Annotated in this window: 13 protein-coding genes and 2 pseudogenes; 6 read left to right on the plus strand and 9 right to left on the minus strand. The window is 67.8% G+C overall.

Annotation, left to right across the window (positions count from 1 at the left end):
• Window positions 1-567: 567 nt before the first annotated feature.
• Complete coding sequence (locus tag ACIBHX_RS51990) at window positions 568-1773, plus strand: tyrosine-type recombinase/integrase (protein WP_397076436.1); 1206 nt, start codon at window positions 568-570, stop codon at window positions 1771-1773.
• Window positions 1774-1895: 122 nt separating this feature from the next.
• Here ACIBHX_RS51990 and ACIBHX_RS51995 read toward each other — a convergent pair whose 3' ends face one another.
• From ACIBHX_RS51995 to ACIBHX_RS52005, 3 genes and pseudogenes are all read right to left on the minus strand, one after another.
• Window positions 1896-2345, minus strand: coding sequence for a hypothetical protein (locus ACIBHX_RS51995; protein ID WP_397076438.1), 450 nt, complete (start codon window positions 2343-2345; stop codon window positions 1896-1898).
• 67 nt (window positions 2346-2412) lie between these two features.
• Complete coding sequence (locus ACIBHX_RS52000; RefSeq protein WP_397076459.1) at window positions 2413-2754, minus strand: hypothetical protein; 342 nt, start codon at window positions 2752-2754, stop codon at window positions 2413-2415.
• 6 nt (window positions 2755-2760) lie between these two features.
• Window positions 2761-2814, minus strand: a pseudogene (locus ACIBHX_RS52005) (hypothetical protein); the annotation flags it as partial.
• A 23-nt stretch (window positions 2815-2837) separates the two neighbouring features.
• Between ACIBHX_RS52005 and ACIBHX_RS52010 the strand changes: the two are divergent.
• Window positions 2838-2951 (plus strand): annotated as a pseudogene (locus ACIBHX_RS52010) (IS5/IS1182 family transposase); the annotation flags it as partial.
• Between the two features lie 107 nt (window positions 2952-3058).
• Here ACIBHX_RS52010 and ACIBHX_RS52015 read toward each other — a convergent pair.
• Entirely contained in the window at window positions 3059-3742 is a 684-nt protein-coding gene (locus ACIBHX_RS52015; protein ID WP_397076439.1) for a hypothetical protein, read from the minus strand.
• A gap of 885 nt (window positions 3743-4627) precedes the next feature.
• Complete coding sequence (locus tag ACIBHX_RS52020) at window positions 4628-4891, minus strand: M20/M25/M40 family metallo-hydrolase (protein WP_397076441.1); 264 nt, start codon at window positions 4889-4891, stop codon at window positions 4628-4630.
• A gap of 392 nt (window positions 4892-5283) precedes the next feature.
• Between ACIBHX_RS52020 and ACIBHX_RS52025 the strand changes: the two genes are divergently transcribed.
• Together ACIBHX_RS52025 and ACIBHX_RS52030 are read left to right on the plus strand one after the other, a co-directional pair.
• The gene (locus ACIBHX_RS52025; protein ID WP_397076443.1) at window positions 5284-6477 is read left to right on the plus strand and encodes a cytochrome P450; all 1194 of its coding nucleotides are present in this window, start codon (window positions 5284-5286) and stop codon (window positions 6475-6477) included.
• Window positions 6465-7400, plus strand: a complete 936-nt coding sequence (locus tag ACIBHX_RS52030; RefSeq protein WP_397076445.1) for a LuxR C-terminal-related transcriptional regulator — start codon at window positions 6465-6467, stop codon at window positions 7398-7400. The genes ACIBHX_RS52025 and ACIBHX_RS52030 overlap by 13 nt, the downstream gene beginning before the upstream one ends.
• On the opposite strand, the gene ACIBHX_RS52035 is transcribed toward ACIBHX_RS52030, so the two are convergent.
• The 4 genes from ACIBHX_RS52035 to ACIBHX_RS52050 are packed head-to-tail and all read right to left on the minus strand — an operon-like array spanning window position 7386 to window position 13958.
• The gene (locus tag ACIBHX_RS52035) at window positions 7386-8126 is read right to left on the minus strand and encodes a thiopeptide-type bacteriocin biosynthesis protein (protein ID WP_397076447.1); all 741 of its coding nucleotides are present in this window, start codon (window positions 8124-8126) and stop codon (window positions 7386-7388) included. The two genes, ACIBHX_RS52030 and ACIBHX_RS52035, sit on opposite strands and share 15 nt — an antisense overlap.
• Complete coding sequence (locus tag ACIBHX_RS52040; protein ID WP_397076449.1) at window positions 8123-10384, minus strand: lantibiotic dehydratase; 2262 nt, start codon at window positions 10382-10384, stop codon at window positions 8123-8125. The genes ACIBHX_RS52035 and ACIBHX_RS52040 overlap by 4 nt, the downstream gene beginning before the upstream one ends.
• Window positions 10381-11703 carry a SagB family peptide dehydrogenase gene (locus ACIBHX_RS52045; protein WP_397076451.1) on the minus strand — a complete coding sequence of 441 codons (1323 nt, stop codon included), beginning with the start codon at window positions 11701-11703 and terminating at the stop codon, window positions 10381-10383. Before ACIBHX_RS52045 ends, ACIBHX_RS52040 begins: the two co-directional genes overlap by 4 nt.
• 11 nt (window positions 11704-11714) lie before the next feature.
• Window positions 11715-13958: a TOMM precursor leader peptide-binding protein gene (locus ACIBHX_RS52050; protein ID WP_397076453.1), complete on the minus strand. Its 2244-nt coding sequence runs from the start codon at window positions 13956-13958 to the stop codon at window positions 11715-11717.
• A gap of 1071 nt (window positions 13959-15029) precedes the next feature.
• Between ACIBHX_RS52050 and ACIBHX_RS52055 the strand changes: the two genes are divergently transcribed.
• Together ACIBHX_RS52055 and ACIBHX_RS52060 are read left to right on the plus strand one after the other, a co-directional pair.
• On the plus strand, window positions 15030-15437 hold the full coding sequence (locus tag ACIBHX_RS52055; RefSeq protein ID WP_397076455.1) for a VOC family protein: 408 nt from the start codon (window positions 15030-15032) through the stop codon (window positions 15435-15437).
• A 29-nt stretch (window positions 15438-15466) separates the two neighbouring features.
• Window positions 15467-15631 (plus strand): DUF4186 family protein, encoded by a 165-nt coding sequence (locus ACIBHX_RS52060; RefSeq protein ID WP_397076457.1) that lies wholly within the window; start codon window positions 15467-15469, stop codon window positions 15629-15631.
• The last annotated feature ends 90 nt before the right edge of the window (window positions 15632-15721 follow it).

Genomic DNA, 15721 nt, shown 5'->3' on the forward strand with positions numbered 1-15721 from the left:
CTCGGTCATGCGGTTGCGCCACCGGCGATCGGCGCCTTCCGGTACGCCGAGCTCGTCGAAGTCGTGCACGACGAGCCGCCCCAGCCGCTCGCCCAGGGAGTAAGCGAGCGTGGTCTTGCCTGAACAGCTGGAGCCGGTCAGTTTGAGCAGCATCTCACCAGGGTGGCAGGTCAGTGGCGGTGCCTTCGAAAGATTTCCCGGCGGGCCGTCACGCCAACTCGGTGACACGGCAGGGAATCGCGCCAACTCACTGAGACAGACGCCAGGCCCCTTGAGACAGGACACCGGCGACCTGATCAAACGTGACGGTTGGCGGAAACTTCCGAGAACACGGCATTCTCGCAAGTCACCTGGAGCCCAAGATTTTGGACCAGAGCCACCCGAACTGAGCTTCCCCCGTTCTCCGGACACTTGACCTGGGGACACCCCTGATCGAGTGCGAGCCCTAGCTGGCGCGTCTGTCGTCGCACACCGTGAAGAGCGGAGGTGGGACAGATGCCGAAGACTCGTGTGCAGGTCAGCAGGCGATGCGGCTGTGTGGATGCAGCAACGGGACGTCAGCGAGGCATGACATGCCCGCGTCTGCCGGCGGACGACGATCATGGCAGCTGGTATTTCACGGTGCAGGTACGCGGCCTGGACGGGCAGCGGCAGCGCGTCCGCCAGGGTGGTTACGCCGACCCCGAGGAAGCCCAGGCGGCAGGCCGGGCCTTGGCCGTTGCCGACCGCGACGGCGCAGGAGCCGGATGCACCGCCGGTGAGTGGCTGGCACGCTGGCTGGCCACCAAGGACGCTCTGCGGCCGTCGACCCGGCAGGGCTACGCCACGCACATCCGTCTCTACCTCATCCCGCAGCTGGGACGGATCCTGCTCCACCAGCTCACCTCTCGTGACGTCAACGCGCTGCTGGCAGCGTTGACGTCTCGTCCCTCGCCGACCGGCCGCCAACTGTCGCCGTCCACCGTGGTGCGCATCCACGCCACCTTGCGCACCGCGCTGAACGCGGCGGTGCGCGCCCGGCTAATCCCCCTCAACCCGGCCAATGGCGCCGAACTGCCTCATCCACGGCGACCACATCCGGTCGTCTGGACGGCCGGGCGGGCGGCCCGATGGCAGCAGTCGGGAGAGCGCCCGGCAGCGGCGGTCTGGACCGAACAACAGCTCGCGACGTTCCTGACCGGCGTGGCGCAGGACGGCCTGTACGCCGTCTGGTGGCTGGCCGCGCTGCGTGGCCTGCGCCGGGGCGAGTTGGCCGGGCTGCGCTGGACGGACGTCGACCTGCAGGCCGCGGAGCTGACGGTGACGCAGCAGCGGGTGCACGCCGACGGCCAGGTCGTGGTCGGCCCGCCGAAGAGCGCGGCCAGCTGCCGGGTGGTGGCCCTGGACGCGGAGACCGTGCGGGTGCTCATGCGGCACCGCGAGCGGCAGGAGAAGTTGAGCACCACGGCAGGGGCACGCTGGCAGGACTCGGGGTACGTGTTCACCACCGCGGAGGGGGCGCCGCTGCGGCCGGACTATCTCACCGGACGGTTCCGCCGGCTGGTGGCTGCCTCAGGCCTGCCGCCCATCCGGCTGCATGATCTACGGCATGGCGCCGCCACCCTGGCGTTGGCCGCGCACACGGATCTGGTGGTGGTACAGGCGATGCTCGGGCACGCCAGCATCGTGCTCACCGCCGACACCTACGTGTCCGCGCTGCCGGTAGTCGCCCATCAGGCGGCACAGGAGACGGCCCGGCTAGTGCTGACCGCCGCAGCCGCGCTCAAGGGGTGAACTCACCGCGTGACTCAGCTTTGCCTCACATCTGCCCCATGCCGCCGCAGTAGGTGGATGCGGCTGGAGTTTCCGCAGGTGGAGAAGCGCGCCCTGCAGGATTCGAACCTGCGACCGTCGGATTAGAATACCGGTGCGGCCAGGGCCAGCCCGTAGAGGTCACGGGCTGAGACGATCAGCTCGGCCGTGGCGTACCCGGAATCGACATAGTGCTCGGCCGAGAGCAGATCCCGCCGCTGGAGTCCTTGATGGATCGAGGCCGTCATGGCCATGTCCGCGACGGTCGCGTCGGTCGTGGCCACGTTCGTGATCAGATTCGGCGGTGCGCTCGCCTCGCCGTCCCCGCTGGTGCCGCAGGTTTCGCTGATGTGGACCTTGTAGCCGTTCCAGAACACATCGGTCTTGGCCGACCAGCGGGTGTCTGGATCGTAGGGAGAGGCCAGCCGGTGTCTGCCGGGCGGCAGTCCCTGTCCGCCGTCGCGCAGGGGCCGCCGCCGTTCGACCACCTCCCGCCCGCGGGCATAGACGGTCCGGACGTAGTTTTGGATCAGCATCACCCGCAGGGCCTGCACCGCTGGCAGCTCCCGCAGCCAGGAAGGGGAGAACGGCGCATAGACCGCCGCGCAGAGCGCATATCCGTCAGCGCCGTGAGCACGCGAGCTGCTCCTGCTTGGTCTTGGAGGCCGGCAGCCGCCAGGAGTCGACTCGTGCCCGATACCGGTCCGCCCAGTCCTGCACCTCCAGAACCTGTTCCACCCAGCCGGGCGCGGCAGCCGCGAGGGCTTCCAAGGCGGCCCGCACACATTCACCAGCCGGCTCGACCCGGTTCAGGTCCCGCACCGCCGAGACCACATGCGTGGCATCGGTGCGCTGCTTCCCGCCCTCCTTCACCAGCCCCTTGTCTTTCAGTACCTCCAGCAGCAGGTCCAGGACCCGCTCCTCCAGACTGTGCGCGATCACCCGGGACCGGAACTCACTCAACACGCTCGCGTCGAACCCCGGGTCATCCAGCTCCAGCCCCAGCGCGTACTTCCACGACAGATCCGTCCGGACCGCTTCAGCAGCCCCAGCTCAAGGCTTGGCGCATCCTCCGCAAGCTCCGCTGCTGCCCCCTCAAAGCCGGACACCTGTGCAAGGCGATCGCCGTCCTGCAGAACTACGAAGTCGCCAGAGGATGAAAAGGGGTCATTGATCGGTTCGATCAGGGGGCGCGGACCCCCTGACCGAACGGATCATCCCGCCATCCGCGCGCTCTGACGTCGACGCCGAACGGCGGCGCGGCCCATCACATCCATACGTTGTCTCGAACGTCGTCGTAAGGGAAGCAGAAGAGTCCGTTGTTGAGGAAGACGTTGGACCATAGAGTTCCGTCCGGCCCTTCTCCCCGTACCATGCCGTCCCAGACACCGGTCTCTGTGACGGTGTAATCAAAGCCACCACCCCAGCTGTGCCGCGAGGCAAGTTTTCCCTCCCATTGATGACGCTTGAAATTGCCGCCTTGGTGGTTGGGGTCCGGGTTGTAGGCGGTGTCCGGGTAAATGAGGTCGACGGTCCAGTCGTAGTTCCACGCCGCCCAGTTGGAGTCCCATCCGGTGGACAGGTGCCACACGCCGCCTCCTTTGCTGTAGTCCGCCGTCTTCACCCAGGCGTCTCCGCAGCTCGTTCCCTCTCCGACGCCATTTGTGGAAGGGCCGCTGAGGCGTGCCGACAGTTCCTGAGACTTCTTGAATGCGGACGCCAGTCTCGCTGGCTCGGACACGGAGCGGCCGTCACCGAGATAGACGGTGATTCTGCCGGTGGTAGCGGTCATGGAAGAGTCGATGCGCGTAATGATGTGGGCCTTCATCGGAATCGTCAGGGTCTTCACGGCCAGGTTCGGACTAGCTTGCGCTGGCGGGGACCCGGCTATGCAAAATGCGGCGGCCACCGCTGTGGACACGGCGAATATTTGCCGGCGAGAGACGATCATGATCGAGATTCCTTTCGACCGGTGCCTGGATAGCGCGTCAGCCCTTGAATCTTCAGGCGATGGCATCTGCGGGGTCGAGTGATTCGATCAGGTTCGACAAGCTCACGAGATCCGGACCCGTAGCGGCTTGCGGTTAACGGGTTCGAAGAGCAGGGAAGCCTCGATCCAGTCCGGACCCACGCAAGCAGCTACCCGCAAGGCGGTGCGAACTAGGCCGGGTTGCGTCCACGGGAGTGGTGTACGAATTTGGCCTGGTCACAGGCATGGCGTCGTGAAATAGCGACGGCCGTCGCGCGATCCTTCGATTAGCGAAGATCAAGTTCGAAGGAGAACAGGCGATTGCCGCGGACAACAGTGTGACGCTGTGGGTGCCAAGAACTCGGCTGTCCTACGCGACCTGCGCGTATTCGTGGATCAGCCCACCGAGACGCTCACGCCGGATGACCTTGATATGGGTGTGTCCAGTTAACGGCTCTGTCTCTCTAGTGGACATACCGCGAATCGGCCGACCATTTGGGGCTGGTCCCTTCCCCCAACTCCCTCGGTGGCATATCCCCGTCCACCACAGCCACCCAGACCGTCTTGCCGGGCATCACGCCATACGCCACCCACCGCCCATCCGGCGAAACCACTCGTCCAGGGGTAAATCCGTCGATTCCGCCCCCTGGGTCAGATCCAAGCATCACACAGTCACCACCTGCGGAAACGACGTGCCAATCCAGTTGCATCCGTTCCTGACTTTCGCCTCACCAGTTCGCCCCGAGGGTGGGGCAGGCTGACCGAAGAGATGGTGGTTGACGCGCGTATGCCCGTGGTTCCGGAATCCGCGCACACGACTTCTGAAAGCGACACTGCGCCTGTCTGCCGCGCGAGGTTCTGCGCCGGCTACGGCTTCTCGTCAGCCCAGATATCGTCCTGCGCTGGCACCACGATCTGCTGAAACGGCGTCACGCCCATACCTGCAGCTCTAATTCCGCTGAGTAGCCTGTCGAGCACGACCTCGAGCACGTCGAGACCAGTCACCATGTCGGCCTCGCCGGTGAACTCCTGCTCGTTGTGGGAGACGCCGTCACGGCTCGGCACAAAGAACATCACTGTCGGGGCAACGTCCTTCATGTTGGTCGAGTCGTGGCCCGCCACGGTCAGCATGCGCCGCGACGACAGGCCAAGCCCAGCGCAGACCACGGAGGTCGAGGGTTGCAGACCGCCTCCGCGGCCACGACCACCGGCGAGCCGGGCCGTACGGAAAGTTGCGAGACCGCGCTGTGCAGCGGCACGACGTGACGTGCTCGGGGGGACCGGAGTGGCGGACGTTCGACACCGGGTCGTTCGACACGGTGGCGTGCACGCGGGACTTCGCCTGCTGGGCCTCGGGTGAGAAGGGCCGCATCGCCCGCCTCACGGTGAAACCCTCGCAACCCGCCAGCGCACCCGCCCGCCGTCGCGAGGCCGCCGCGGCTCTGCCGTCAACCCCGCATCAACTGGCTGTCGATCATCGAGCCCTTGAATCGTGGTGATCGTAACGACCTGGGGGATGAATCGTGCAAGAGCTACCTCGGCTTCCGTTTCCCGGACTCCACCCGCTCGAACTCGCCGACGGCTACCTGGAAGGTCCGGCCGTCCGGATGGTGACGACACAGGCGGGGGCCCCTGCCTGGTTGGTGACGGGCTACGCCGAGGTTCGTGACCTGCTGTCGGATCGGCGGCTGGGGAGATCGCACCCGTGCCCAGAACGTGCCGCCCGGTTGTCCGGCTCGATCAGGCTGGGTGGCCCAGCGGGCGGATACACGAGCGAGCGGGCGGATCACGCTGCGATGCGACGGCTGCTCAATCCGGCCTTCTCCGCCAGGAGGATGGCCAGGCTCCGCGGGTTCGTCCGGGACACCGTGGAAGAGGTGCTCGACGGCGTGGCCGCCCACAGTCCTCCGGCGGACCTGCGGGTCTGCTTCTCCCGTCCGCTCGCCGCCCGGGTCATCTGCGAGCTGCTCGGCGTGCCGTACTCCGACCGTGACGACTTCGCCGCCTGGGCCGATGAGGCCAGTCTGCTGAGCGAGCCGGAGCGGAGCTGGGCGGCCTGGGGCAGGCTCGTCGAATACATGGAGGAGCTGCTCCGCCGCAAGCGCCGCGGGCCAGCACGAGACCTGCTGAGCGATCTGGTCGTCGCCGAGAGCCCATTCTCCGTTGCCGAGCTCGCGCGCCTCGGCGCGGCGGTGCTCTTCGGCGGATACGCCACCACGGCCCTGCGCATCGACTTCGTGATGGCCTTCCTGCTGACCTGTCCCGACCAGCGGGCGCTGGTTCAGGAGAGTCCAGCTCTGGTTGAGGCCGCGGTGGAAGAGGGGCTACGGCTGGCGTCCGCGAACACCCACGGGATACCCCGCTACGCGCACACCGACCTCAAGATCGGCGGGGTGGTGATCAGAGAGGGAGACGGGATCCTGCTCAACACGCCGGCGGCCAACAGGGACCCCACTGTCTTCCCCGATCCGGGCAGCTTCGTGGTCACGCGAAGCTCTCCGGCCGCACATCTCGCCTTCGGCCGCGGGCCGCGCTATTGCGTGGGCGCCGGACTGGCCAGGGTCGAACTCGCCGAGGCGGTGAGCGCGATCTTCCGCCGGTTCCCCACTATCCGGCTGGCCATTCCGGTGGCGGAGCTCCGCCAGGTGCGGGGCACCACGACCGAGGACTTCGAGCAGTTGCCCGTGCTGTGGGACGAGCACCGATGTCTGAGCTGAGCGACGAAGCCGTCCAGATCTATCTGCACGTGGTCCGGCGTGGCGGGGCCACCCTGGCCGAACTCCGGGAGGGCCTCGGGTTCCGGGAGCCTCCTGCGCAGGCGACCACCTGGCTCATCGGCATGGGCCTGCTGCGCGAGGACTCCGGGGGCCGCCTGCACGCGATCGGGCCAGCTCTGGTGGCGGCCGGGACTCTCGAGGAGGAGGTCCGGCTCCGTCTCGAACAGCTGCGGCTGGAACGTACCCGCAGCGTGCTGGCCGAGCTCGGGCCGCTCTACGCGCAGGCGCTCGACGGGTGGCGCGAGGGAGCCGTCACCGCTGTCCCCATGACGGAGGCGGATGCCCTGCTCGACAGTGAGCTGTCCTCCTGCGTCGAGGAGGTGGCCGTGGTGCAGCCGAGGGAGGAATCGGTTGCTCGCGGCCTTTCCCGCGCGTTGGAGCGTGGTATCGCGGTTCGGCTGCTGTGCCCGCACGCACACCGGCGCATCGCGAGGTTGCGGCAGGAGGTGCTCGACCTCTCCGGGATGGGCGCGCAGGTGCGCAGCGTCGCCGAGGTGCCCGCTCGTGTCTTCATCCTCGACGCCAGGGTCGCGCTTCTCCCGGCATCCGGCGAGCTGGCGATGATGCTGGTGGTCCGGGAGCCGACGCTGGTGGCGTTCGTGCACCGGGTCTTCGAGTCGTACTGGATGTCCGGGGAGCAGTTCGCCTCGGAGTACAGCGCGCCGGTGCTGGACGACCTTCGGTCGACCATCCTGGCCATGCTGGCGGAGGGGGCCAAGGACGATTTCATCGCGCGCGCGATCGGGCTGTCCGTCAGGTCGTGCCGCCGCCACATCGCCGAGATCATGAAGACGCTGGGCGCGCAGAGCCGTTTCCAGGCCGGATACCTGGCCAAGGAGCTGACTCTTTCAGCCAAGGAGTAACTGCTCGGCGATCAGCGCTTCCTCCAGCACGTTCAGGCCGAGCCGGTTGTTCGTGGTGTGGATGAAGTGGAAGAGGAGGTGCGGCGCGGTCCGAGGTCCCTCGGCCAGGGCCCGTTCCAGGTGGTGCCCATGGAGGTCGACCTCGGAGCCGCTCAGAGGGGCCGGCTCCACCGGGCGGCGGCAGGCGAGCAGGCGTATCCTGGCTCGCCGCTCCTGGTCCTGGCCGGTCCAGTACCACGCCATGTGGTACAGGAACGATCTCCTGCCCGCCGGTGGCAGCAGCTCGACCGCCATCCGCGTGATGGCCAGCGCGGTGGCCAGCCGCCGTTCCCGGCATCCGGGCCCGGTGAGAGACAGGGCGAGCTCGCTGGATGCCTGGAAGACCCGCTCGGCGCTCGCCACGCCGGCAACGCCGCCGTATTTGGCGAGTTCGGGCTCGTAGAGGGACAGTCTCGCACCGTGCCACGACTCGGCCAGGCGGTTCGGCCACGCGTCCTGGATCTCGAACACCTGCCGCGCGAGCCGCCGTACCTCGGAGATCCGGTCCGGCGGTCCCGCGAGGCGCAGCCGGATGTGCGGGCCCCACCGGTCGGTGAACCGGAGGAAGAACCAGCGCTCGATCCCTTCGGCCGCCGCGATCAGCTGGCTCAGCGGGTGCTCCACGACGTCCTGAAGGTGATCTCCCGACCGGACGATCATTCGATAGTAGAGCCAATCCCGCCTCATGCGCCGCCGTCCAGCCGGACGAGGCCGACGAACTCGGCAGCACGGGCGCGACCGGAGCCGTCGCGTACCCAGTGCTGCTCACGGGTGGGCAGAGCCTCGGTCAGTTCGATCTCCCCGCCGGTCAGCTCATGATCGAGCAGCGCGACGGTGTGCGGCGCGTGGAAGTCCACCCAGAACGGTTTGTGCCTGCCGTGCCGTACGAATACCTGGCGCGGGATGGCATGAGCGGCCCGCCAGGCGGCCAGATCTCCCAGGTACTCGGCCCACGAGCCGGTCCGCCGCGGGATGGTGCCAGCGGGCAGGCGCCACCGCGCCCGGCTCATGACCACCCTGCCCTGCTGGACCCTCCCGGCCAGCGTCCCCGGGGCATCGGGGGATGCCGGGATCCAGGGGTGCGTCAGCGTGGCAAGCAGCCGCATCGGCCCGTGGAGCAAGGGCAACGGCATGGCGCCCAGGTAGACGAAGGCGGCACGGGCGCCCGCCGAATCGTAGGCCTGGAGCGTACCGGTCCGGCGGTCGTGGGTCACAACGAAGCCGTGCAGGTCGCGGCCTTGCGCGGGGCCGAGATCCGAAGGCCAGGCGACGCGCTCGAACAGCCGGGCGGCCGGCGCCTGCACTCCGGCGAAGTCGGCTCCGGCGAGCAGCTCGTACACCGTGCTCCCTGGGTGCAGCGAGGAGATCCAGGTCCGCAGCGTGTCCGCCGTGCCGTGGGCGCCGTCCCATCTGGCGGCCTGCCCGCCCGGCTCGACGCAGACCTGGTTGACCACCAGGGTGTAGTCACCCTGCTCAAGGGCCGCGGCGCCATTCGCCGCGAGCTGGTAGAACACCGTGGCGGCGGGGAATCCCAGCGTGCCGCCGGGTTCTGGCCGGTGCGCAGGGAAGGGGGCGGGTGTCCACGGATAGGTGTAGAGGAACTCCAGAAGGTCATCGCAGCGTCCGCCGGAGCCGTACCGGGCGACGAAGTGCCGGACCAGACCCTCGTACAGGCGCGTTTGCCCCAACCCGGCCCGGATCCGGGCCGCCACGACGCCCAGATCCTGGCTGACCTGTGCTGGGAGCGCGGGCAAGGGCACGTCATCGGCGGGCAGGTTCTCGTGGAACAGGGGCGCGGTCTGAAGCCAGGTGGGCGGGGAGGTCTCCAGGCGATCGAAAGCGTCGGCGGCCACCCGCCGTACCCGGGCGTCGAGCCGTACCCGTTCGGCCGCATCGGCGGCCGGCATCCGCTGTTCGGCCCGCTTCAACTCGGCGAGGGCGTCGCCCACGGGTCCTGCGGGTACGCGGTCGGCGATCCGGGTCAGATAGTCGCGTTCGCCGGATCGCCACGGGACATCGGGGAGGAGGAGTCCCATCTCCACCCATCTGCCGGCCAGCTCCGGCTCGGCTCCGGGCCAGGCGTCAAGAGGTCGGGCACCATCCGGTCGCTCAGGGGCGAGCTGTCCGGGCACGTAGAGGGAGGCGCTCGTCAACTCGTCCCAGCGATACGGCAGGAGCCCTGCGGGCACGTCGTAGCAGGGCAGCATCGCGTACCAGCTTCCCGCGACGTTCCGGAGGCTCGGGTTGACCCGGGAGGGGAACCGTGACGACAGCTGCCGGTGCTGCGCGCAGGCCCGGACGAGGGCGACCGCCAGATGAAGGGGCGAGCTCACCGTCGCGGTCGAGGGGACGGTACGGCCCAGCGATCCGAACGGGCTCGGCTTCAGCGCCGCCCTGGTGGCGTACGACACGGCGGTCCTGCACGTCCTGCTCTCCGGCGGGCACGTCCACGCGGATCCCGGGCCGAGCAGGACGCGCGCGAAGGCGGGGCTCGCCAGCGCGAGCGTGCTCATGATGTCGGCCCGAGTCAGCAGGCCGAACACCTGGCGGCCCGCCACCGCGACGTGCACCGCCGCTGCCCGGTCCGTCTCAGCCAGGCATTCCCGCAGCGTGGTGACCGAGTGGACCCAGGAGCCGATGAGATCGCGATGCTCACGGTCGACGTACCGGTCCACCACGTCGGCCGCGGCGAGCGTGCGATCGGAGCAGCGGCCGTTGTGGGCATCACGCCGCAGCTTGAGCGCCTCCCGCCGGGCCTTGTCCGCCATATGGGGGACGACGTCGTAGAGGGCGTCGGCGACCCGGCGTCCGAGTTCCTCAGAGCGGTCGCGCCTCGTGGCGGTTCGCTCCAGCAGACCACCGAGCTCGGGGGCGACCAGAACGTCGAGATCTCGCACCGGCAATCCGGCCACCCGCATCAGCACCACGGCCACGACCGGCGTCATGAGGGACGGCTACCCAGCATGAACTCGCCCACGGCCGACTCCTCGAGATAGTCGAGGCCGAGCACCCGGGCCGACAGGTCGGAGTCGCCTGACCCGAGCGCGCACGGCGCGAGCCCCATGGCGGTCGCCACCAGGTACATCGTCTGGTAGAGCACTCCGACGTTCTTGAGCGTGGCCGCGTATGCCAGGCCTCGATACTTCCAGGCCAGGCGTTGGAAGCGTGAGGTGATCACGAACATGACGTCGGGAGACCGGGCCAGCCCGGCGGCCGAGCGGGCGTTGCCCAGTATCCTCGCGAGGTCGGCGGGGCGGGCCTCGATGCCGGTGAGCCGATGATCCAGCGGGTCGTAGTGGTAGATCCCGCGGGCCAGGCCGTCGCACCTTTCGACGAGCAGATAGAGCTCCAGGTCGTAGGCGGCGCCACCGGACGGATAGGGCCGCGAGCTGGCCTGATAGGGCAGCCCCTCGACCTTTGACAGCGAACGCACCCGCGCCACCCGATACAAGAACTCCGCCACCTGGTCCACCCGCAGCGGCCGCTGTCCGTACTCCCGGATCGAGCGCCTCTGCTCCAGTACGGCCGTGAAAGCCGGGTCGTGCTCGGAGACGGCGTCCAGGTCGGGTTCGGGGAGTTCGACGACCGGCCCCGCGGGTGGCTGTTTCATGGCAGGCCGTGGCGGGATCTCCCCTTTGAACGGGTAGGTGGCGCCGAATGGCTCGCCGTGCCGCCCCAGCCTGCTGCGCGAGTGGAAGAGCAGATCGTGGAACTCCCACTGGCGCAGGACGTCGGACTCGTGGAATCCGCTTCCAATGTCGACCTCCAGCAGCCCGGCGGCGTGGATGAAGGCGTCGGTCACACCCGACGCCGCCCGGCCGGCTGACAGGCCCACCATGAATCGCCAAGCCTCGTCCGAGTGCCAGCGCACGCGGAGCATCGACAGTGGAGACTCCAGGACGAGGTCTCCCTGGTGAAGGCGGGACATCGCGAACCTGGAAAGCCGGACCCTCGTTCCGGCGGGGAGGGGTGCCGGCGCGAACCTCGCGGTGCGCGTCAGCCGCTCGATGCTCAGCACGGGGCGGTCCTCCGCGTCGACGAGGAAGCTGGTGACCAGTGGTGACAGCTGCGCGCACAGCCACTCGAGTTCCGGGTCGCAGGTGACGCGCTCGCCAACGAGGCGGTGGAGCGTGGCCTGCAGCCGAGGCGGCACACCACGGAGGCGGAAGGCTGCCATGGCGTGCCGTACGTGCATGAACGAGTCTTCTGGCAGGACCTCCACGCCTTCCCTGAAGGCGATGCGCGGTGACAGATCCGGGGTCATCTCACTGCTCCTCAGACAAAGACGCCGATGGGGTTGAGCTGATCTTCAGCGAGCGGCTCCGGCAGCCATCCCAGCTCCACGGGTACGTCATAGAGGCGCCCGGGCGCGTAGCGGGGCCAGAAATGCCGCATCCCGGGCACGATGACCTTCACCACGGGCAGCCTGGTGTCCGGCCGGGTTTGATCGAGTACCAGCATCTCCATTCCCTTGCTCTCCACGATCCGCTGTGCCTCGAGCAGGTCGTCGCGGAGGTTGGGACGGAAGGTGTAGGGATAGTCGGCGGCCGTCCGCGCCGGCAGGCTCGCATGGGGCAGCAGGTAGGGCTGGTTCACGGTGGTCGCTGTGCGCCACCACCGCACCTGGTAGGGATCGTCGTAGGCGTAGGAACCCGTGCCATCGGCCCGCATGGGCAGCACCGCGGGCAGGAACTGGTTCATCTCGGTCATGGCTCGGGAGACGGCGATGCGCATGTCGAAATGCGCACCGAACGCGATGAGAATGTCTTCCGCCGGTTTGTCATATCGCCGGGAAACGGCGGCGGCGACCGGGATGCCGAGATCGGTGGTGAGGTCGATAATCCACGTCTCGCGGTTCATCCGGTGGTACTCATGCTGCCATCGGGTGAAGTAGTCGTCACCGAATCCAGCCAGATCCACGCCCGGGCGGGAAATTCGGTTGTACCACCAGATGGCGACGCTGTCGCGCTCCACGAGTTCCAGGAATCCCTGCAGCGCGGCATCTTCCAGACTGGATCCTGCGGCGGCGCCGTTGGAATCGGCCTTCACGACGCCGCCGCCGTCAGGATATTGGTAGTACAGCGAGCCTGTCGGCAGATATTTGTGCCGCTGTTCGGTCAGCGACCACACCGGGCTCCATTCCATTCCAGCGTTCTCGTCGAACGCCTCGACCACCCAATGGAAATGGCAGTCACCGGAGTTCCAGGAATCGCGTTCGCTGATCTGCCGGTCGCTGTAGCGATAGACGGCATTGGGATGGACGGCCCGATCCCCGAGCGAGCGGAGCGAACCGGTGACACGGGGTTCGTTTCCCTGGAAAACCCCCGAGTAGCGTTCGATGGCTTCGGCCAGCGCGCCGGCCTTTGCCTGCAGGTCGCTCCGGCCCTTGCCGCCGCTGCTCATACGCAGGCCTGTCCGCAGCCCGTCCAGGTCACGCGCGCGGGCAGCGAAGTTGTGTCCCGCGGTGTAGGTGTGCAGCAGGTCCGTGTCGGCCTCCTGTTTGACCAGGCGAGGGACGAGGCCGGTGACCGGACTGACCAGATGCTGGTAGTCGGCGAGGAACCTCTCGGGATCCCGGGCCCGATGCCCTCCGTCCGACGTGGCGGTCTTGACGCGATCGGTGAATCTGACGGCGTCAGGGATGCGCTCGGGTCTGGTATCGGCGGTGCCGCATTCGGGGCACTGCGGTCGTGGCTGCACCGCGTGCCGCTCCGGCGTCAAGGTGAGGGTGTCGAGCGTGATCACGGCGCCTTCCTCCGCACGAGCTCCAGCCAGCCACTTCTGCGCCTCCAGTGCCGCCAGCCGTACCGCGATGGCCACAGTGGCGGGGACACCCGTGGCCGCCAGCGGCAACTCGGGCAAGCCGCCGGCCTGTCGTACGAAGGAGGCGACGGGGTGGTGGCCGCGGAGGCGGTGCTCCAGGCAGGTCCAGCACGCGGACCGGCCGAGCTGGAACAGCGGGCCGACCCAGATCGTCGTTCCTGTCGGCTTGGCCAGCAGCCACGGGCGGCCCTCGCGGAGGCAGGTCCTGTTGATGCTCGCCAGTTCGGAGTGCAGATAATGGTCGGTCAGCACCACGGTGATGTCGGCCTCGGCGCCGCCCAGGCGCAGGCCCACCTCGTCGGCCGCGCCGGTGAACCACTCGCGTCGAGTGCCGCCCAGCGCGAGCAGTCGCACGCTGCCGGTACGCACCGCGTCGCAGGCCGTGTCGCCGTTCAGCCCGGCACGCTCCCAGTACCCCGCCGCCCGCCGATCGGTGCCCGGATCCATCTCGACAACGTGCCCGGCCTCGGCCAGCAGCCCGAGCGCCCTCTCCACGGCGTCCGCCTCGTACGCTCCGGCCAGCTCGCCGATGACCTCGGCGCGCGTGCGAGATCCGTCCAGGAGAGGCGCCATCCGTTCGATCAACGCGCCACGCAGAAGGAGTTGACGATGTTCGGACATGAGAAACACGCCGTGATCCGGCACCACATGCGCTGCGGCGAACCTGGTGAATCCAATGGCGACCGTCAATTCCACTCCTCCGGGGCTGGTCGGGTGAAAAGTAGTTCGGCTCCCCCTCAGGGGAGCCGAACTAACTGCCGTTCAGGTCAACAGCTGATTACTCCGGCGGAAGGGTGAAGCAGTAGACGGTGCTGGTGCAGCCCCGAGCGATTCCGTCGGCATCCGAGAGCTCCTCGATGGTGATGTCCATCGCGGCGGTTCTGGTGTCGCCCATGTCCATCCTTTCGGTTGTTAGTCGCAGCCCACACAGAAAACGGTGCTGAGTGATGACGGCGCCGTGTTGACGTCCTGGCTCAGGTCCTCGATCGTCAGTTCCGGGGTCGTGTCCATGGAGTAGTCCACGGTTCCTCCTTTCGGTAATTCCGGGGACGGGACTCACTCTGCCCAGAACTCCGCGAATTCGCCACGGAAAGGAGACGGCAGGAACCTGCCACGGCAGCAACCTGAGGCATGGGATGGCACGCACGGCTGAATAGTCGGGAAACACGAAACCGCAGGTCACTGACCTCGGATTTTCCGCGATCCGGGGATTGAACCGCCAGTTCGGAGCGATCCGCCGATGTTGGCTGCTCCCGCAGGGGAGGCGCGGTGGGCTGTTCCACTCCGGCCGCGTGCCCTTGAGTACCCCGTCAGTCGGTGCCCAGGATCATCGCAATGTTCTCCCGAAGTGGGCGACGGCGGCATCGATCGCGATGCCGACTTGTGGTTCTTGATCGTAGAAATCGAACTCGGTGCCACGGGTTCACAGGATGTCCCTGGGCCCGGCCAGTCGGCGTGGAAATGCCGCGTCGTCGGGAATCGCGGCGTCCTCGCTGTGCACGAGCACAGTCGGCATGGGAGAAATGGCGGCGCGCGCGCATAGGAGATTACCGGGATACACGACGCAGGATGTCGTGATTCGTTGGGAGGCTTAACGGAGTGACCCTCAGACGCCCTGAGCGGTCACTCCATACGGGTCTAGGCGCGCAAGCGGTTCCCGCGGGGCCCGAACCTCGGCGGTCGAGCACTGCCAGGTTCGGATAACCGTCGGTGCCCCGCTGCTGCGGTCCTGGCCGTTCGCAATTCACTCACACGAAGGAGCCTCAGATGGGGTCTCAACTCAACCCGTGCCTCGCTTTCGACGGGAACGCACGGCAGGCGATGGAGTTCTACCGGGACGTCTTGGGCGGCAAGCTGGAGATGGGCACGTACGCCGAGTTCGGCTCGCCGGACGCACCCGCCGACACGATCATGCATGCCACGCTCCGCACCCCAGACGGCTACACGCTGATGGGTTGGGACGTCCGGGAAGGGATGCCCCACACCCCGGGCAACAACGTTGCGGTCTTCCTCGGCGGCGACGACGCCGAACTCCGCGGCTACTTCGAGAGGCTGTCCGCTGGCGGCACCGTGACGTTGCCCTTGGAGAAGCAGTCGTGGGGTGACGAGGCCGGCTCGCTCGTGGACCAGTTCGGTATCACCTGGATGGTGAACATCACCCAGCAGCAGTCCTGATCGACCACGGCAGTAGCCCCGAACCGGTGATGGACGAGTTGGATGCCTGGCTGCACCAGATCGGGCAGCACCACTTCCGCGCAAAGTTCCGGCTCCGTGGCCGGGACCGTGCGGTGGTCGACCTGCGCGGCATCACAACCGTCCGCAGACACGCCTTCGACGCCTACGAGCGTCCCATGCGGCCGTTCGTCTAGGTGAACCAGAAGCTCGGGGTCGGCCATCATCAAGCGCCGCGCTGGGGAGCTCCTGGTGATCGCGTAGGTGGGTGGCAACCCGGTTCGACA

This window comes from Nonomuraea sp. NPDC050536 (assembly GCF_044457685.1).
GTDB lineage: Bacteria > Actinomycetota > Actinomycetes > Streptosporangiales > Streptosporangiaceae > Nonomuraea.